17 protein-coding genes are annotated in these 17,157 nt (G+C 53.1%); 9 read left to right on the plus strand and 8 right to left on the minus strand.

The window, feature by feature from the left end; translation table 11 throughout:
* Nucleotides 1-123 precede the first annotated feature (123 nt).
* On the plus strand, nucleotides 124-1,056 hold the full coding sequence (dusC, locus tag DT73_RS21140) for a tRNA dihydrouridine(16) synthase DusC (RefSeq protein WP_036114780.1): 933 nt from the start codon (nucleotides 124-126) through the stop codon (nucleotides 1,054-1,056).
* Nucleotides 1,057-1,069: 13 nt separating this feature from the next.
* Here dusC and DT73_RS21145 read toward each other — a convergent pair whose 3' ends face one another.
* Together DT73_RS21145 and DT73_RS21150 are read right to left on the minus strand one after the other, a co-directional pair.
* Nucleotides 1,070-2,008 carry a LysR family transcriptional regulator gene (locus tag DT73_RS21145; protein ID WP_036114783.1) on the minus strand — a complete coding sequence of 313 codons (939 nt, stop codon included), beginning with the start codon at nucleotides 2,006-2,008 and terminating at the stop codon, nucleotides 1,070-1,072.
* Nucleotides 2,009-2,095: 87 nt separating this feature from the next.
* The gene (locus DT73_RS21150; protein WP_036114786.1) at nucleotides 2,096-2,674 is read right to left on the minus strand and encodes a DedA family protein; all 579 of its coding nucleotides are present in this window, start codon (nucleotides 2,672-2,674) and stop codon (nucleotides 2,096-2,098) included.
* 201 nt (nucleotides 2,675-2,875) lie between these two features.
* On the opposite strand from DT73_RS21150, the gene DT73_RS21155 reads away from it, so the two are divergent.
* Together DT73_RS21155 and pbpG are read left to right on the plus strand one after the other, a co-directional pair.
* The gene (locus DT73_RS21155) at nucleotides 2,876-3,466 is read left to right on the plus strand and encodes a Yip1 family protein (protein ID WP_036114788.1); all 591 of its coding nucleotides are present in this window, start codon (nucleotides 2,876-2,878) and stop codon (nucleotides 3,464-3,466) included.
* A 296-nt stretch (nucleotides 3,467-3,762) separates the two neighbouring features.
* Nucleotides 3,763-4,860 (plus strand): D-alanyl-D-alanine endopeptidase, encoded by a 1,098-nt coding sequence (gene pbpG, locus DT73_RS21165; RefSeq protein WP_255358368.1) that lies wholly within the window; start codon nucleotides 3,763-3,765, stop codon nucleotides 4,858-4,860.
* A gap of 40 nt (nucleotides 4,861-4,900) precedes the next feature.
* Here pbpG and dld read toward each other — a convergent pair whose 3' ends face one another.
* Nucleotides 4,901-6,637 (minus strand): D-lactate dehydrogenase, encoded by a 1,737-nt coding sequence (gene dld, locus DT73_RS21170; RefSeq protein WP_036114794.1) that lies wholly within the window; start codon nucleotides 6,635-6,637, stop codon nucleotides 4,901-4,903.
* 196 nt (nucleotides 6,638-6,833) lie between these two features.
* Here dld and bglX point away from each other — a divergent pair, with 196 nt between their 5' ends.
* From bglX to DT73_RS21195, 5 genes are all read left to right on the plus strand, one after another.
* A complete protein-coding gene (gene bglX / locus DT73_RS21175) occupies nucleotides 6,834-9,131 on the plus strand; it encodes a beta-glucosidase BglX (RefSeq protein ID WP_036114797.1) in 2,298 nt (765 codons plus the stop codon).
* Between the two features lie 154 nt (nucleotides 9,132-9,285).
* Nucleotides 9,286-10,206 carry an ABC transporter substrate-binding protein gene (locus tag DT73_RS21180; RefSeq protein WP_036114798.1) on the plus strand — a complete coding sequence of 307 codons (921 nt, stop codon included), beginning with the start codon at nucleotides 9,286-9,288 and terminating at the stop codon, nucleotides 10,204-10,206.
* The gene (locus tag DT73_RS21185; RefSeq protein WP_304413348.1) at nucleotides 10,196-11,374 is read left to right on the plus strand and encodes an ABC transporter permease; all 1,179 of its coding nucleotides are present in this window, start codon (nucleotides 10,196-10,198) and stop codon (nucleotides 11,372-11,374) included. Before DT73_RS21180 ends, DT73_RS21185 begins: the two co-directional genes overlap by 11 nt.
* Nucleotides 11,367-12,308, plus strand: a complete 942-nt coding sequence (locus DT73_RS21190) for an ABC transporter ATP-binding protein (RefSeq protein WP_036114802.1) — start codon at nucleotides 11,367-11,369, stop codon at nucleotides 12,306-12,308. Before DT73_RS21185 ends, DT73_RS21190 begins: the two co-directional genes overlap by 8 nt.
* The gene (locus tag DT73_RS21195) at nucleotides 12,305-13,039 is read left to right on the plus strand and encodes an ABC transporter permease (protein WP_036114806.1); all 735 of its coding nucleotides are present in this window, start codon (nucleotides 12,305-12,307) and stop codon (nucleotides 13,037-13,039) included. The genes DT73_RS21190 and DT73_RS21195 overlap by 4 nt, the downstream gene beginning before the upstream one ends.
* Here the strand turns inward: DT73_RS21195 and DT73_RS26300 are convergent.
* From DT73_RS26300 to DT73_RS21215, 4 genes are all read right to left on the minus strand, one after another.
* Nucleotides 13,020-13,127 carry a protein YohO gene (locus DT73_RS26300; protein ID WP_036114808.1) on the minus strand — a complete coding sequence of 36 codons (108 nt, stop codon included), beginning with the start codon at nucleotides 13,125-13,127 and terminating at the stop codon, nucleotides 13,020-13,022. The two genes, DT73_RS21195 and DT73_RS26300, sit on opposite strands and share 20 nt — an antisense overlap.
* Before the next feature lie 125 nt (nucleotides 13,128-13,252).
* The gene (locus DT73_RS21205) at nucleotides 13,253-13,963 is read right to left on the minus strand and encodes a helix-turn-helix transcriptional regulator (protein ID WP_036114810.1); all 711 of its coding nucleotides are present in this window, start codon (nucleotides 13,961-13,963) and stop codon (nucleotides 13,253-13,255) included.
* Nucleotides 13,960-14,352, minus strand: a complete 393-nt coding sequence (locus DT73_RS21210) for an amino acid-binding protein (protein ID WP_036114811.1) — start codon at nucleotides 14,350-14,352, stop codon at nucleotides 13,960-13,962. Before DT73_RS21210 ends, DT73_RS21205 begins: the two co-directional genes overlap by 4 nt.
* On the minus strand, nucleotides 14,345-14,668 hold the full coding sequence (locus tag DT73_RS21215) for an antibiotic biosynthesis monooxygenase (RefSeq protein WP_036114814.1): 324 nt from the start codon (nucleotides 14,666-14,668) through the stop codon (nucleotides 14,345-14,347). Before DT73_RS21215 ends, DT73_RS21210 begins: the two co-directional genes overlap by 8 nt.
* Before the next feature lie 21 nt (nucleotides 14,669-14,689).
* Between DT73_RS21215 and DT73_RS26305 the strand changes: the two genes are divergently transcribed.
* Complete coding sequence (locus tag DT73_RS26305) at nucleotides 14,690-14,941, plus strand: hypothetical protein (protein ID WP_152552558.1); 252 nt, start codon at nucleotides 14,690-14,692, stop codon at nucleotides 14,939-14,941.
* Nucleotides 14,942-15,053: 112 nt separating this feature from the next.
* Here the strand turns inward: DT73_RS26305 and metG are convergent, their stop codons facing one another.
* Nucleotides 15,054-17,081, minus strand: a complete 2,028-nt coding sequence (gene metG, locus DT73_RS21220; RefSeq protein ID WP_036114818.1) for a methionine--tRNA ligase — start codon at nucleotides 17,079-17,081, stop codon at nucleotides 15,054-15,056.
* Nucleotides 17,082-17,157: the final 76 nt, after the last annotated feature.

Consider the following 17,157-nt stretch of genomic DNA (forward strand, 5'->3'; position numbering starts at 1 on the left):
ATATCGGTTTGCATAACATTGCCAGTGAGCCGCCGCGTTACCTGTAAACAAAGCGCATTTCCGGTTTGTCACCTGCCAGGTGTCAGGCTAACATAGCGCCTCTTTGGTTGGGTGGGTACTACTATGCGCGTTTTACTGGCGCCAATGGAAGGGGTTCTTGATGCACTGGTGCGGGAACTGCTTACAGAGGTGAATGATTACGATTTATGCATCACGGAATTTTTACGCGTGGTGGATAGTTGCCTGCCAGTGAAATCATTCCAGCGCATTTGCCCGGAACTGGCAAACCAGAGCCGTACACCTTCCGGCACCCGGGTGCGTATTCAGTTGCTCGGGCAGTACCCGCAATGGCTGGCTGAAAATGCGGCGCGTGCCGTTGAGCTGGGCTCCTGGGGGGTTGACCTGAATTGTGGTTGCCCGTCTAAACTGGTAAATGGCAGCGGCGGTGGGGCAACTCTGCTAAAAGACCCGGAGCTGATCTACCAGGGGGCAAAAGCCATGCGGGAAGCTGTGCCAGCACACCTGCCAGTAACCGTGAAGGTTCGCCTCGGGTGGGATTCACCCCATCGCAGCCTGGAAATTGCCGATGCCGTGCAACAGGCTGGCGCAACGGAACTGGTGGTGCACGGGCGAACCAAAGAAGATGGTTACCGGGCTGAACGCATAGACTGGGCCTCCATTGGCAAAATTCGTGAACGCCTGCATATACCGGTTATTGCTAATGGTGAAATCCGTGACCAGGCCAGTGCCATGGCCTGTATGGCACAAACCGGGTGCGACGCCATTATGGTGGGACGCTGGGCACTGAATGTGCCGAATATTAGCCGCATGATTAAATATGGCGAACCTGCCATGCCCTGGCCGGATGTGATTCAGTTACTGAAAAAATACTGCCGCCTGGAAAAGCAGGGCGATACCGGGATGTACCATGTCGCACGGATCAAACAATGGCTGGGCTATTTGCGGAAAAATTACCCGCAGGCCAGTGAATTATTCGCGACCGTGCGCACACTGAACACTTCCGCAGCCATTCGCCAGGCGATTGAACAGTTGTAATACCAGCAGGCGCTCAGGCCGCCTGCTTCAATGAATATTCCGCCAAATGGTTACTCACCAGGTCCCGCAACCACATCAATGCCGGGTCGCTATTATGGCGCTGGTGCCAGCTCAAGGTGAGTTGTGCCGGGGGAATAGCCACCGGAACCGGGCTGGCGCTGAGTCCCCAGTGCGCTTGCCAGAGTGGAGCCAGCGCTGCAGGTACAGTCGCAATTCCTGGCTGGCTGCACAGCAGGCCGGGCAGGGCGGCAAAATGCGGTGTGGTATAGCTAATCTGGCGTGCCAGGCCCTGTTTGGCAAGCCGGGTGTCAACCTGGCTGCTACCTGCCTCGCGGTTGCTCACGGCAAAATGTGGCCATGCCAGGTAATCGTCCTGGGTTAACGGGCCATTCAACGGCACTTGCTGTGGGTGCCAGAGCGCGACAAAAGGCATTGCCAGTAAAGGTGTGCTTTCCAGCCAGCGTGGCCCGCCTTCAGCCATATTCACCACCATATCCATTTCCCCACCTTCCAGGTTGGCCTGGTCAGTAAACGGATCGCTGGCGATTACGCTTAACTGGATCCCGGGAGCCTGTTGGCGGATCAGGGGCAATAATACGGGCATCAGCCAGGTTTCAACCCAGTCAGCCATGCCCAGCGTGATGGTGGCTTTGGCCGTTGCCGGGTTAAAATCTGACGGGTGGAATAGCGTTGACTGCAATTGCTCCAGCAGGGGCATTAATTCACAGTGCAGCGCATCAGCCCGGGCGGTTGGTTGCATCCGGTGCCCGCTACGAATAAACAGCGGGTCATCAAACATTTCCCGAAGCCTTGCCAGCGAACCACTCACGGCAGGCTGGCCCAGGTGCAGCTTATCCGCGGCCAGAGAAACACTTTGTTCCCGGTACAACACCGCAAAAGCCACTAACAGGTTCAAATCAATTTTTCTGAAATCATTTTCTTTGATAGTCATGATACCTCCCATCAGTGGTGGTGATGCTAGCGCGCAGCCCGCCAGGATGCAACGTTTTGCTGCCCTGCAGCCACCAGCTCCGGGTGATTATTTTTTGGCACGCTTGTGGCGTCTTTTTTGCCACCAGAACCGCCAGATAACCAGCGCCACAACCACCAGTAGCATCGCAGGCCAAATCAGGTGTTTTATCTGGCTATTGAATTGGTGTAACAAGGGCATCACCATTTCGCCCCCCAGGTATCCCAGCGTGGTGAACAGCGTTGCCCAAATAGCGGCACCAAGAATATTCAGCGGGAAAAAAATACGCGGAGGCAAACGGCTGATGCCAATCAGAACCGGGCCAATAACGCGAAACCCGTACATAAAGCGTGAGCCAATCACGAACAGGTACGGGTGGTTGATTATTATCTTGCGGGCACGGGATATATGTTTGCGATGCTTACGAAAACGGTAAAGGACGCGTGTACCGTAATGGCGGCCCACCAGGTAAAGTACCTGGTCACCCAGCATGCCGCCCAGGGCAACGCATAACACAACGAAAGGAAATTTTAACAACCCTTGATGGGCTGCCACGCCACCTAACAGGGTAATGGTTTCCCCCTCTGCCAGGCTGCCAATCAAAAGTGCTGCGTAACCGTACTGGCTGATAAGACTATGTATATCCATCGTGTTAGGGGTTCTCGTTCTTCCATACCGGGCCCATGTTTTTTACTATTAACCAGATATGTTCAAAAAATAAACAAAATTTCAACATACATTATACTAATGATACATGCAGCTCACAGGCTAACGCCTGGCGTTGTGGCCTGAGGCTGTTTTACCTGATAAGGGTAGCGCGTTTATCGTTCCAGTACATCAGGGGGATTTATGAACCATGTATGGGGGCTGATGTCCCATCCCGAACGTGAAATGCAGTCGATCAAGCAGGAAAACGAAACTGTCTCCCACCATTATACACACCATGTCTTACTAATGGCCGCTGTACCCGTATTGTGCGCATTTATTGGTACAACTCAGTTCGGCTGGCGCTTCGGAAATGATATTGCCGTAAAACTAATGCCTTCAACCGCTCTGGTACTGGCAGTGATATTTTATGCCCTGATCCTGGCGGGTGTGGCGTTAATGGGGCGAATTATCTGGTGGATGGCCCGCTATTATCCGGACAGACCAGCACTTAAACGTTGTATGGTGTTTGCCGGTTATGTGGCGACACCCCTGATGTTAAGCGGCATTGTTGGTTTGTGGCCCGTGGTCTGGTTATGTGCCTTAATTGGCACGGTTGCGTTGTTTTACACCGGCTATTTGCTGTATGTGGGGATCCCGGCATTCTTAAATATCAGCAAATCTGAAGGGATTAACTTCTCCAGCTCAACCCTGGCAATTGGTGTGCTGGTACTCGAAGTGTTGCTGGCTATCACGGTTCTGCTGTGGGGCTATGGTTACCGGTTATTCAGCTAATTCTGGTTGTTGCAGATGCCGGAGCTACTGAGCTCCGGCAACCTCGCGTTAGTCAATTATGCTGTGCTGCTTTTATCCCCGGATGCAGTCTCCTGTAATCCGCCTGCATGGTGTGCTCAGGTGCTGGCACTGTTGCCCTGGCTCAAATTGTTTTTTATAGAATAAATTGCAGTATTTAATAACGAATCTTCGCTGGCGGTTACAACTGACTGCGGAGTATTATTCTGGCGCCAGCGCCATTCCAGAGCGCGGTGTGCGTAGTATCGCGCAGAGATAACCCTGTTGAATTTGTTGCCATGCATAAAAATATTCGCCTTACTTTGCTTAGTGTCGCTCTTTTTAGTGCGGTGCCTTATGTGTCTGCTGAGCAGGCAACCAGCACGGTCACCCACACAAAAACACATAAAACAGTTCATCACACAGCCCAGACGAAACACGCCACTGCCAGCAAAAAGGCAGAGGTAAAGAAAACGGTACACCACACACCACATAAAACGGCGCATGCCACTGCCCATCATGCTATTGCGCGGGCCAAACCGGTCGCCCATGCTGTGGTGGCCGACCAGCCACAAATTGCCTCAGGGAGTGCAATGGTGGTTGACCTCGCCGATGGCAAAGTGCTCTATGCCAGCCACCCGGACAGGGTAAGGCCTATTGCTTCGCTCACCAAACTGATGACGGCGATGGTGGTTCTGGACGCCCATCAGCCACTGAACGATATGCTGTCCGTGGATATCAGCCATACGCCGGAAATGCGTGGTGTCTTCTCGCGGGTCAAACTCAACAGTGAAATCAGCCGGCGCAATATGTTGCTGTTGGCGTTGATGTCTTCAGAAAACCGCGCTGCCGCAAGCCTTGCAGCGCACTACCCAGGCGGGTACGACGCGTTTATTCGCGCCATGAATGCCAAAGCGCGGGCATTGGGTATGACTCATACGCATTATGTAGAGCCGACCGGGTTGTCGCCGAGCAACGTGTCAACCGCACGTGATCTGTCCAAACTGGTCATGGCAAGCCGCCAGTACCCGTTGATTGGCGAACTCAGTACCACACGGGAAGACGAAGCGCAGTTCAGCCACCCGAACTACAGCCTGCCATTTCGTAATACTAACCACCTGATCTTCAGAGATAACTGGGACATTCAGCTCACCAAAACGGGGTATACCGATAAAGCGGGCCACTGCCTGGTGATGCGTACTGTAATCAATAAGCGCCCGGTGGCGCTGGTGGTTCTGGATGCGTTCGGGAAATATACCCACTTCGCCGATGCCAGCCGGATTCGTACCTGGCTGGAAACCGGTAAAGCGTCTCCGGTACCTGCCGCAGCGCTGGCTTATAAGCAAGAGAAAACCACCGATATGGCAAGTAACGAACCGGTGCAGTCCGGGGAATAAGCGGTGGGGAACCTGGCGGTTAGCCGCCAGGTGTAACAACTTAAGCCTGCTCTGAAGGTGTTTCCTGAGGAGCCTGCCAGTTTTTCAGTTTACTGGTTTTACCAATCCCCGGGTTCATACTGTTGGTGGGGTCGTTTGCTTTGTAGAAGTTTTGCAGCGCAGGTGGTGCCGGGTATAAATGGCCGACATTATGTTCCGCCGGGTATTGCGCGCCACGTTCACGTAACAGTTCCAGCATCTGCTCTTTAAGCGCATGCACATCCACGCCTTTTTTCACAATATAGTCCTGGTGGAACACATAGCACATAAAGTGCCCGTAGTAGAGCTTGTGCAGAATTTGGCTGTCCAGTTCTGGCGGCAGGTGTTCAAACCAGTCGGTGTCGTTACGGCGCAGGGCAATATCCAGCGCCAGAATATCCTCAACTTCATCGGCATGAACCGCATGGTAACGAATGGCCGCACCGGCAGCTGCAAAACGGTGTAAAAAGGCTTTCGCCCCTTCTTGCGCAGTGCAGACAAAAAAGTCGCCTTCGGCATCGCGAAAATAACGCTCAAGAAAAGTCTGCGCTTCGGCAATGCCGTCACCGGACATCTTCAGCAACAAATGGTGCTCATATTTCTGCCGCCATTCCTGCATCCTTGAAGGTAAATGGTTGGGAAAATAGCCACTGATTTTCTGCATGAAACGGTCAGTGAAATGGGGTTTAAACAGATGGTGTTTTTCCAGCATGGCATCGGTACGGCCTTTGAGGCTGAACAAGGCAGGCATCTTGTCGGTGCCGAGCTTGTCTATCATCAGGAACGTGTCTTTGCCGTAGGTTTGGGCAATATCGTAGATATCCCGGTGCATATATTCCCCGGCAACCGGCAGGTGCGTAAATTCAGCCAGCATATGGCGGCGTAACTCAGTCAGCACCTGTGTTTGGTTGGTTCCGATATAAAACACCTGCTGTTGTTTCTCGGCGGCAAAGGTATCCAGGCGCACGGCGAACACCGCCAGTTTCCCGGCGCAGCCGGAAGCCTCGAACAACCGGTCCGGGTCTGCGTTGTAGCGGGAAGGTGTATTGGCATCTACCTGGCGTACCCGGTGCTGGTAGTCGTTATCAGATGCCCGCCGTTCATCATGCTGCACCCGTTCCGGCGCGATTTTTTCATCGTCGAGTTGCGACAGTATTTGCTCAGGGGTTTCCCCCAGGTCAATCCCCAGATGGTTAACCAAATGCAACTGCCCCTGGCTGTCAATTTGTGCATACAGAGCCATTTCGGTGTAAGCCGGGCCGCGTTGCACTAAGGAACCGCCAGAGTTATTGCACACGCCACCCATAACTGACGCGCCTATACAGGAAGAGCCAATGACAGAATGGGGTTCACGCCCTAAAGGTTTCAGTGCTTTTTCCAGTTGGTACAGCGTGGTTCCCGGCCAGGCCAGCACTTGTTCACCGTTTTCCAGTAAGTGCAGTTTGTCCAGCCGTAAGGTGCTGATAATGACAATATCTCGGTCATAATCGTTGCCACTTGGCGTGGACCCTTCGGTTAAACCTGTATTGGCCGCCTGCATCAGAATAATTTTGTCGGTGGCGACACAGGCTTTCAGTACCTGCCACAAAGAGAGCAGCGAACCAGGAAACACTACGGCGAGCGCGTCTCCTTCACCAGACCGGAAACCTTTACGGTAGCGAGCAGTGCGTGCCGGGTCAGTAAGAACATGATGATGGCCTACCAGATGTTTGAGTTCATTTATAAAGGCCAGGTGTTTCGATTTCACGACGTAAGACATGTCCCACTCCTGTGATGAACAAATTTCGGCATTAAGCATAGCGCCGAAAAAATCAATTTGTGGAGAGTCATTTTGCAAAACAGGTGCATATATCCGGATTATCTTACTTTTTACTCATTCCTGCTTGTGGCAAACTGCCCTTTTTATTTTTCTGTGCGGCGTCAGCCAGGCACCGCCTTAACCTGAGAGTCAACTTATGAAATGGCTTTGTTCTGTGGGGCTTGCCGTGAGTCTTGCGCTGCAACCTGCACTGGCCGATGATTTGTTTGGTCCCCATCCCATGACCACCGAGGCGCGTGATGCTTTTGTCACCAGCCTGCTGAAAAAAATGACTGTCGATGAAAAAATCGGCCAGCTCAGGTTAATTAGCGTTGGGCCTGACAACCCAAAAGAAAAAATTCGTGAAATGATTAAAGAAGGGCACGTCGGCGCTATTTTTAATACGGTGACTCGCCCGGATATTCGTAAAATGCAGGATCAGGTGATGCAACTCAGCCGCCTGAAAATTCCCTTATTTTTTGCCTATGATGTGGTGCACGGCCAGCGCACAGTATTCCCGATAAGCCTGGGGCTGGCTTCCACATTTGACCTTGATGCGGTGCGCACTGTGGGGCGCATTTCGGCCTGGGAAGCCGCCGATGACGGCCTGAATATGACCTGGGCGCCTATGGTAGACGTGAGCCGGGATCCGCGTTGGGGGCGGGTGTCTGAAGGGTTCGGTGAAGATACCTATCTCACATCCATCATGGGCCGCACCATGGTTGAATCCATGCAGGGGAAAAGCCCGGCAGACCGCTACTCGGTAATGACCAGCGTGAAACACTTCGCCGCATACGGCGCGGTAGAAGGCGGGAAAGAGTACAACACGGTGGATATGAGCCCGCAGCGGTTATTCAACGACTATTTGCCGCCTTACAAAGCCGGGCTGGATGCGGGCAGTGGCGGGGTGATGATTGCCCTGAACTCACTGAATGGCACCCCGGCAACGTCTGACTCCTGGTTACTCAAAGATGTGCTGCGCAAAGAGTGGGGCTTTAAAGGCATTACCATTTCTGACCATGGTGCCATCAAAGAGTTAATCAACCACGGTGTAGCCAGTGACCCACAGGATGCAGTGCGTATCGCGCTTAAAGCCGGTATTGATATGAGCATGAGCGATGAGTATTACAGCAAATACTTGCCCGGGCTGATTAAAAGCGGTGCTGTCAGCATGGCAGAACTGGATGATGCAACACGGCACGTTCTGAACGTTAAATATGATATGGGGTTATTTAACGACCCATACGGGCACCTGGGGCCTAAAAGCAGTGACCCGGTGGACACCAACGCAGAAAGCCGCCTGCACCGCAAAGAAGCCCGCGAAGTGGCTCGTGAAAGCCTGGTGTTGCTGAAAAACCGCCTGCACACGCTGCCGCTCAAAAAACAGGGCACTATTGCGGTTATTGGGCCTCTGGCCGACAGCCAGCGAGACATGATGGGCAGTTGGTCTGCAGCCGGTGTTGCCAGCCAGTCTGTGAGTGTGTTGCAGGGCATCAAAAACGCCGCAGGCAACAGCGCACACATTGTTTATGCGCGTGGTGCCAATATTTCTAACCACCAGGGCATTATTGATTTTCTGAACTCCTATGAAAAAGCCGTGCAGCAGGACCCGCGTTCACCACAGGCCATGATAGACGAAGCCGTCAACACGGCGAAAAGCGCCGACGTTGTTGTGGCAGTTGTGGGTGAAGCGCAGGGCATGGCTCATGAAGCATCCAGCCGCACCAATATTACCATTCCGCAAAGCCAGCGCGACCTGATTGCTGCCCTGAAGGCCACCGGCAAGCCACTGGTGCTGGTACTGATGAATGGCCGCCCGCTGGCGCTGGTGAAAGAACAGCAGCAGGCTGATGCCATGCTGGAGACCTGGTTCGCTGGCACCGAAGGGGGCAATGCCATCGCAGATGTGCTGTTTGGCGATTACAACCCGTCCGGCAAATTACCCATGTCTTTCCCACGTTCAGTTGGGCAAATTCCGGTTTACTACAGCCACCTGAATACCGGCCGCCCGTATAACCCGGAAAAACCGGATAAATACACATCGCACTATTATGATGAAGCAAACGGCCCGCTGTTCCCGTTCGGTTATGGCCTGAGCTATACCACGTTCCAGGTGTCGGATGTGAAAATGTCTTCACCGGTGATGAAACGGGATGGCACGGTCACGGCGAGCGTTACTGTTACCAATACCGGCGACCGGGAAGGGGCAACAGTGGTGCAGCTCTATTTGCAGGATGTCACTGCCAGCATGAGCCGCCCGGTGAAAATGTTACGTGGGTTCAAAAAAGTGACCCTGAAACCCCACGAAACCCAGACTGTCAGCTTCCCGGTTGATATCAATGCGCTGAAGTTCTGGAATGCCCGCATGCAATATGTCGCGGAGCCAGGCAAATTCAACGTATTTATCGGCCTGGATTCTGCACGGGTGAAACAGGGTTCGTTTGACTTGCTGTAAACCCTGGCGTTACTGTTGATGACGGGCTGTCACCCTGCCAGGTGATGGCCCGTTTTGTTTTACGCACAGATTTTTCTGCCCGACATCCCTTTGCCGGAAATATTCCGCTATCCTTATTTTTCATGCAGTTGACGAACAGAGAAACGGAGAGAAAATGAAAAAAAGTACCCTGTGGTCATCATGTTTACTGGGCGCAGCACTGGTTCTGGCTTTACCTGCACAGGCAGCAGACCCGGTGAAAGTCGGTTCGAAAATTGATACGGAAGGCGCATTACTGGGCAATATTATTCTGCAGGTGCTGAATGCTCATGGTGTGAAAACAGAAAATAAAATCCAGCTGGGAACCACACCGGTCGTGCGCGGCGCAATTACCTCAGGTGCGCTGGATATCTACCCTGAATATACCGGGAACGGCGCATTTTTCTTTAATGAAGCCAGTTCCCCGGTCTGGAAAAACCCGCAACAAGGTTATGAAAAAGTCAAACAACTGGATGCGGCAAAAAAACACCTGGTCTGGCTGACACCCGCTCCGGCTAATAATACCTGGACCATTGCGGTTCGCGACGATGTGGCAGAGAAAAACCATCTCATTTCCCTTGATGACCTGAGCCGTTACCTGAAAGAGGGTGGTACATTCAAGCTGGCGGCTTCTGCCGAATTTATTGAACGGCCAGATGCCCTGCCTGCTTTCGAAAAAGCTTATGGTTTTACACTGTCACAGGACCAGCTATTGTCCCTTGCCGGTGGGGATACCGCTGTGACCATCAAAGCCGCAGCCCAAAATACCTCGGGCGTGAATGCTGCAATGGCCTATGGCACCGATGGCCCGGTAGCAGCACTGGGTTTGCGCACCCTGAGCGACCCGAAAGGCACCCAGCCTGTTTACGCACCCGCGCCGGTTATTCGTGAAGCAGTACTTAAAGAACACCCGGACATTGCCACCTGGTTAAAACCAGTATTCGGCGCGCTGGATGAAAAAACGTTGCAGCAACTTAATGCCAAAATTGCAGTTGAAGGTATCGATGCCAGTAGTGTGGCGCAGACCTGGCTAAAGGCAAATCATTTTGTTGACTAGGTTGTGGCAAAACGTATGTAGCAGTTTTCGCCAGAACCCGGTGCTCTGGGTTCTGGTAGCATTGTTAGTGGTTACCGTACTGTATTTGCCTGTACTTACCATGGCGCCTAACCGCCTGCTGAGCGGGCAGCCCGTAATGCTTTCCGCCCTGGTTCCTTATTCAACAGCCGCGCTGTTACTGTCGGCTGTTGTGCTGCTGGCATGCAGTTCTCCACGCCACCGCCTGGTGGTGGTGCTGTTATTCGAACTGTTATTTATTGGCTGGCTGTTTGCCTGTGGTTTTTGGGCGAACCAACTGGCGGGCGGCTCTCACCCTTATGCCAGAGTTTCACTGGCAGGCGGCACCTGGCTGGTGCTGGCAATCAGCCTGATTGGGTTTAGCGAAGCCGCACGCTCTCTGCCTATGAAACCCGCTGTACGCGCCATAATGTACCTGCAATTGTGGCTGGTTCCGCTGGCCCTGTTGTATTCCGGCCATTTCGATGGGTTGTCTTTGCTGAAAGAGTACGCCAACCGCAAAGCTGTGTTTGATGATGCGTTACTGCGCCATCTGGCACTGACTTTCGGCACCCTGCTGCCTGCGCTGGTTATCGGCATTCCTCTGGGGCTATATCTGCACCGTAAACCGCAGGCTCAGTCTTCTGTGTTCAGCGTGTTGAATGTGATTCAAACCGTACCTTCTGTTGCCATGTTTGGGTTACTGATAGCGCCACTTTCCGCCCTGGGTAACGCCCTGCCATGGTTAGGTACGCTGGGAATTGGCGGCATTGGCGCAGCACCGGCTATCATCGCTCTGGTGTTATATGCGCTGTTGCCCCTGGTGCGCGGTGTGGTAGCCGGGCTGGATCAAGTGCCACAGGCGGTTAAAGAGAGTGCTCAGGGGAATGGTATGACGCCATGGCAATGTTTTGTGCAGGTGGAAGTGCCACTGGCATTACCGGTGTTGTTACGTAATTTACGCGTGGTTACTGTGCAAACTACAGGCATGGCGGTGGTGGCGGCACTGATTGGCGCCGGTGGGTTTGGCGCATTGATTTTCCAGGGGTTATCAGCCAGCGCCCAGTCACTGGTACTGCTGGGCGTTATCCCTGTAGTGGCGCTGGCAGTGCTGGCCGACCGTATTTTCCATCTGCTTATTCACCGGCTGGAGCATAACAACCATGATTGAATTTGAACATGTCACCAAAGCCTTTCATGGCAAAGCAGCCGTCAGTGATGTCTCGCTGAATTTTGCCCGGGGGGCATTCAGTGTACTGGTGGGCACATCCGGTTCCGGTAAATCCACCATGCTGAAAATGATTAACCGCATGGTGGATTTTGACAGCGGTATAATTCGCTTTGCTGGTGAGCCAGTAACCCGCCATCCGGTTACTGCTCTGCGCCGGCGTATGGGCTATTCCATTCAGTCCATTGGTTTATTTCCCCACTGGACGGTCGCGGAGAATATTGCCACCGTGCCACGCCTGCTGAAATGGCCGGATAAAAAAATACACAGCCGGGTTATCGAGTTACTGGAATTACTTAATCTGGAACCGGCGGTATTTTACCAGCGTTACCCTCACCAGCTTTCAGGCGGCCAGCAACAACGGGTTGGGGTGGCCCGGGCACTGGCGGCTGATCCGGAAGTGTTATTAATGGATGAGCCTTTCGGTGCTCTGGATCCTGTTACCCGCAGCAGCCTGCAACAAGAGATCTTGCGTGTGCAGCGCGCAGAGGGGCGCACCATCATTCTGGTCACTCATGATATTGACGAAGCCCTGGCACTTGCCGACCACCTGGTCCTGATGGACAACGGCAAAGTAGTGCAACAGGGGGCGCCAGATACCTTGCTGCGCCAGCCTGCCAACGATTTTGTGCGTGGCTTTTTTGGCGACAGCGACCGGGGAATTCGCCTGTTGGGGCTGTACTGCGTGAAAAATCTGGTACGCCTGGGCGAAGCACCCAGTGGTGGGGTGCCTGTGTCAGTGGCGTTATCTTTGCGTGAAGCGTTGTCTGCATTTATTCAGCAGGCCCGGCACGTTCTGCCTGTGGTTAATGGTACAGGTGAAGTTGTGGGGAATTTGCACCTGCAGGATGTGATTAACCAGGGTGTGACACCATGAAGACGCTATTACGTTTACCTCTTTTCTGGCTGGCCGCGTTGTTTCTCGGGCTGTTGTTCGGTATGCCTTACAGTGGCCCGCTGTTTCACTACCTGTTTCCCGGGCTGGAGCGCCCGGTGTGGCAACAATCCAGCTTTATCTCACTGGCATGGGCGCATATGGTGTTGGTGGCAATCTCAAGTGCCTGCGCTGTTACCGTGGCGGGTGGTGTGGGGATACTGGTCTCCCGCCCGGCGGGTGAACCTTTTCGCCACCTGGTACAAACACTGGCGGCAGCAGGGCAAACATTCCCCCCGGTGGCGGTGCTGGCTGTGGCGGTGCCGGTAATGGGGTTTGGCAGCGAACCCGCGATGCTGGCTCTGTTTCTGTATGGTTTATTGCCAGTATTACAGGGCACACTGGCCGGGTTGAATGCAGTACCGGCAGAAGTCAAAGAAGTGGCTCAGGGGATGGGGATGCGCCCCGGCCAGGTGTTACTGAAAGTGGAATTACCCCTGGCTGCACCAGTGATTATTGCGGGTATCCGCACGTCGGTCATCATCAATATTGGTACTGCCGCCATCGCCTCAACGGTGGGGGCAAAAACGCTGGGCACCCCTGTTATTGTGGGGTTGAGCGGTTTTAATACCGCTTACGTTATTCAGGGTGCAGTGCTGGTGGCGCTGGCCGCAGTAATAGTGGACCAGGTGTTCGAGTGCCTGCAACGCAGGCTTACTGGCTATGTAAAATAAAGGTGTAGCCAGCGAGCATCACGCCGCCGATACCGCCCAGTGCCATCAAAACCATACCGGCAATCAGAAAAAATCGCGTTACTTTCATTATCGGACTCCTTAATGTTAACAGGGCGATTATAAAGTGAAACAGGCGCGTTACATAAGGCTTTGTGTGCCAGAACGGGTAAACCGCCTGTATGGCGATAAAAACGGACCGCGTGCCAGCAACCGTCAGGCAAAGTTAAAAATACGCTGCAGTGCTTTTTCGCCCGCGGCCGTTATTGTCACTTCACGGTAACCTGGCGTACGTACCAGCCAGTTGTTTTGTTCAAAAGTACGCAGTAATGCCGCGCCAACTTCACCACCAGCATGAAACTGCCGCTCGCTCCAGTCCAGGCATGCCGTGCAGGGTTTACGCCTGCTGGCGGTATTGAGCGTGATCCCTGCCTGCAAAAAGGCCAAGGTTCCCTTAGGGGTTAATGTGCTGCCATCCGGGGTGATCCATTCTGCCTGGTGCATAACCTGGTAAATTTTTACCGCAACTTCCCCCGCCAGGTGGTCGTAGCAGGTACGGGCATGGCGCAATAGAACCGGTGCCCGGCTTTCAGGGGCCTGCACCTGCTGTGTTGAAATGCACATCATGGATTCAAGCAGTGCAGCAATATCGTGCCCGGCCAGCCGATAATACCGGTGGCGGCCCTGAGTGACGCACTGCACCAGCCCACTTTTTAACAACTTTGCCAGGTGCGCACTGGCGGTTGATGCGGCAATGTGTGTGGTGGCGCTCAGTTCGGTCGCTGTCCATGCGCGCCCGTCCATCAGTGCACAGAGCATAGTGGCGCGGGAAGCATCAGAGATGGCGCTGGCCACCTCTGCAATACGTTGTTCGACAGAGATTGGCTGCGTGTCGGGCAGCGTGGTCTGTGCCTGTATCTGTGTCATGGTGTCGGGATATCCCATTGCTTTGTCACTTCCCGGGCCTGTGCATTGTTATCTGTCAGCAGAATTAAGCGGTTATGGTGGTCACTGTACTGCACGAGAATATTAATGTCATGGTCTGACAATACTGTGGCGATAGCACCCAGTTCGCCAGGTTTTTCCTGTTTTAATTTTTTAATCACGGGCCGGGTTATTGCCAGTACGGTAAACCCGGCCTGTTGCAGCACCTGTTGCGCCCGTTCACCTTCTTCAACTAAAAAATGGGCATGGCTGATATGTTCTGCGGTAAACACCCCTCCGCCTTCCAGGCCAATTCCATTTTCACCCAGTATTTTGCCCATGGTTGCCAGTGCGCCGGGCGTGTTATTCAGAACCAGATGGATATCAAACATCGTGTTGTGCTCCTGTATTTAATGAGTAATCACGTAATACCTCTGCCACCCGAATTCGGTAACTGGCAAAAATCGCCTGGCGTCCTTCCTTCTGCGCGGCCAGGTGTGACATATGGTTTTTCCATGTGAGCACAGCTTCGGCATCACGCCACCAGGAGAGCGATAAAATCTTGCCCGGTGTGTTCAGGCTGTGAAAACGTTCAATAGCAATGAAGCCATCAATGTTTTTCAGTTCCGGTTTCAGGGCTTCTGCCAGTTCCAGGTAACGCGCCTGCGCATCAGGGTGCGTTTCGGCTTCAAAAAGTACGGCAATCATGGTGCTCTCCATTGGGTTGTTATGGCGAGCAGTGTAAGAAGCCAGAGCAGTGAATGCTTCGTAAGCCAGCGAAATGTGGGTGAACGCGAAGGGCGCGGAGCAGGCCGCAAAACAGCGGGCAATAAAAAAGGGAGAACGTATTCTCCCTTTAGCGTGATGAAAAAGAAGGAAAAAATGTGGTTTTTCCTTCTTTTTAGTGAGCAGCCGAAAATCAATGAATTGATTTTCCGGGTTTTTTATTGGGTGACATCCTCTCGTTTTGTGCGGACATGAGGTTTGTCATCAGACTCAAGGGAGAACGTATTCTCCCTTTCCAGTTTGCTAACCCGTTGCAGAGTGCCAGATGCGGAATGATACCTGCCCCAGCACTGATTAACTGGGTTGCTTATTTTACCTGTTGGCCAGGCTGGGCACCGCTGTCCGGGCTTAACAGGAAAATATCTTTCCCGCCAGGGCCTGCTGCCATCACCATGCCTTCAGATACCCCAAAGCGCATTTTGCGTGGCGCCAGGTTGGCTACCATAACGGTCAGGCGGCCAGTCAGTACCTGCGGGTCCGGGTAAGCTGAACGAATACCGGAGAACACATTGCGGGTTTCACCACCGAGATCCAGTGTCAGGCGCAGCAGTTTATCGGAGCCATCAACAAACTCAGCGTTCTGGATAAGTGCAATACGCATATCCACTTTGGCGAAGTCATCGAACGTGATGGTGTCCTGAATTGGGTCATCTGCCAGCGGCCCGGTAACCACTTTAGCTGGTGCAGTTTCCTGTTTGGAATCTTCCACCAGAGCTTCCACCTGTTTCATCTCAATACGGTTATACAACGCTTTGAAATTGTTAACCTGGTGGGCCAGTAACGGTGTTGCCACATCATCCCAGCTCAGCGTGGTGTTCAGGAACGCTTCTGCACGCTCAGCCAGTACTGGCAGCACTGGTTTCAGGTAGGTCATCAGCACCCGGAACAGGTTAATACCCATGGAGCAAATGGCCTGCAGGTCGGTGTCGCGGCCTTCCTGTTTTGCCACCACCCAGGGTGCCTGTTCATCTACATAGCGGTTAGCCTGGTCGGCCAGCGCCATAATTTCACGGATGGCACGGCCATATTCACGGCTTTCCCATGCGTCGCCAATGGTTTGTGCTGCGTCAGTGAAGGTTTTGAACAGTGCCGGGTCAGCAAGGTTTTCAGCCAGTTTGCCGCCGAAACGCTTAGCAATAAAACCAGCGTTACGCGATGCCAGGTTAACCACTTTGTTAACGATATCGGCGTTAACACGCTGTACGAAATCTTCCAGGTTCAGGTCGATGTCATCAATACGGGAAGAGAGTTTCGCTGCGTAGTAATAGCGCAGGCTGTCGGCATCGAAATGGTTAAGCCAGGTGCTCGCTTTAATAAACGTGCCGCGCGATTTGGACATTTTCGCGCCATTCACCGTGACATAACCGTGCACAAACAAGTTGGTTGGTTTGCGGTAACCGCTGCCTTCCAGCATGGCAGGCCAGAACAGGCTGTGGAAGTAAACAATATCTTTACCGATAAAGTGATACAGCTCGGAATCAGCGTCTTTTTTCCACCAGTCGTCAAAGTTCAGGTCGCCACGTTTGTCGCACAGGTTTTTGAAAGAACCCATGTAGCCAATAGGCGCATCCAGCCACACGTAGAAATACTTGCCCGGCGCGTCGGGAATTTCGAAGCCAAAGTAAGGCGCATCGCGGGAGATATCCCACTGCTGCAGGCCAGCATCAAACCACTCCTGCATTTTGTTCGCCACTTGTTCCTGCAGTGCACCAGAGCGAGTCCAGGCACTCAGCATTTCGCTGAAAGAAGGCAGGTCAAAGAAGAAGTGTTCAGATTCGCGCATGACCGGTGTGGCACCAGAAACCGCCGATTTCGGGTCGATAAGCTCAGTCGGGCTGTAAGTTGCGCCGCACACTTCGCAGTTATCGCCGTATTGATCCGGTGATTTACATTTCGGGCAGGTGCCTTTCACAAAACGGTCTGGCAGGAACATCCCTTTTTCCGGATCATACAGTTGGGAAATGGTCCGGTTTTTAATAAAACCGTTTTCTTTCAGGCGGGTGTAAATCAGCTGCGACAGCTCACGGTTTTCATCACTGTGTGTGGAGTGGTAGTTGTCATAGCTGATATTAAAACCAGCGAAATCGGTCTGATGTTCCTGACTCATTTCGGCAATCATCTGCTCCGGGCTGATACCCAGCTGTTGCGCTTTGAGCATGATAGGCGTGCCGTGCGCATCGTCCGCGCAGATGAAATTGACCTGGTGGCCGCGCATTCGCTGGTAACGAACCCAGATATCAGCCTGGATATGCTCCAGCATGTGACCCAGGTGAATGGAGCCGTTGGCGTACGGCAGCGCACACGTTACCAGAATTTTTTTAGCGACTTGAGCCATAGTGACAATTACATCTTTAGTTGTAAAAAGGGGTTTCGATGTTACCCGAAAGGGAGGCGTTTGGTAAGGGCGAAAC

Source organism: Mangrovibacter sp. MFB070, from assembly GCF_000705335.1.
GTDB classification, from domain to species: Bacteria; Pseudomonadota; Gammaproteobacteria; order Enterobacterales; family Enterobacteriaceae; genus Mangrovibacter; species Mangrovibacter plantisponsor.

Bases quoted from the DNA above. Each gene is read 5' to 3' on its own strand.
- dusC (WP_036114780.1), top strand. From the start codon at position 124: ATGCGCGTTTTACTGGCGCCAATGGAAGGGGTTCTTGATGCACTGGTG.
- DT73_RS21145 (WP_036114783.1), bottom strand. From the start codon at position 2,008: ATGACTATCAAAGAAAATGATTTCAGAAAAATTGATTTGAACCTGTTA.
- DT73_RS21150 (WP_036114786.1), bottom strand. From the start codon at position 2,674: ATGGATATACATAGTCTTATCAGCCAGTACGGTTACGCAGCACTTTTG.
- DT73_RS21155 (WP_036114788.1), top strand. From the start codon at position 2,876: ATGAACCATGTATGGGGGCTGATGTCCCATCCCGAACGTGAAATGCAG.
- pbpG (WP_255358368.1), top strand. From the start codon at position 3,763: ATGCATAAAAATATTCGCCTTACTTTGCTTAGTGTCGCTCTTTTTAGT.
- dld (WP_036114794.1), bottom strand. From the start codon at position 6,637: ATGTCTTACGTCGTGAAATCGAAACACCTGGCCTTTATAAATGAACTC.
- bglX (WP_036114797.1), top strand. From the start codon at position 6,834: ATGAAATGGCTTTGTTCTGTGGGGCTTGCCGTGAGTCTTGCGCTGCAA.
- DT73_RS21180 (WP_036114798.1), top strand. From the start codon at position 9,286: ATGAAAAAAAGTACCCTGTGGTCATCATGTTTACTGGGCGCAGCACTG.
- DT73_RS21190 (WP_036114802.1), top strand. From the start codon at position 11,367: ATGATTGAATTTGAACATGTCACCAAAGCCTTTCATGGCAAAGCAGCC.
- DT73_RS21195 (WP_036114806.1), top strand. From the start codon at position 12,305: ATGAAGACGCTATTACGTTTACCTCTTTTCTGGCTGGCCGCGTTGTTT.
- DT73_RS26300 (WP_036114808.1), bottom strand. From the start codon at position 13,127: ATGAAAGTAACGCGATTTTTTCTGATTGCCGGTATGGTTTTGATGGCA.
- DT73_RS21205 (WP_036114810.1), bottom strand. From the start codon at position 13,963: ATGACACAGATACAGGCACAGACCACGCTGCCCGACACGCAGCCAATC.
- DT73_RS21210 (WP_036114811.1), bottom strand. From the start codon at position 14,352: ATGTTTGATATCCATCTGGTTCTGAATAACACGCCCGGCGCACTGGCA.
- DT73_RS21215 (WP_036114814.1), bottom strand. From the start codon at position 14,668: ATGATTGCCGTACTTTTTGAAGCCGAAACGCACCCTGATGCGCAGGCG.
- DT73_RS26305 (WP_152552558.1), top strand. From the start codon at position 14,690: ATGGCGAGCAGTGTAAGAAGCCAGAGCAGTGAATGCTTCGTAAGCCAG.
- metG (WP_036114818.1), bottom strand. From the start codon at position 17,081: ATGGCTCAAGTCGCTAAAAAAATTCTGGTAACGTGTGCGCTGCCGTAC.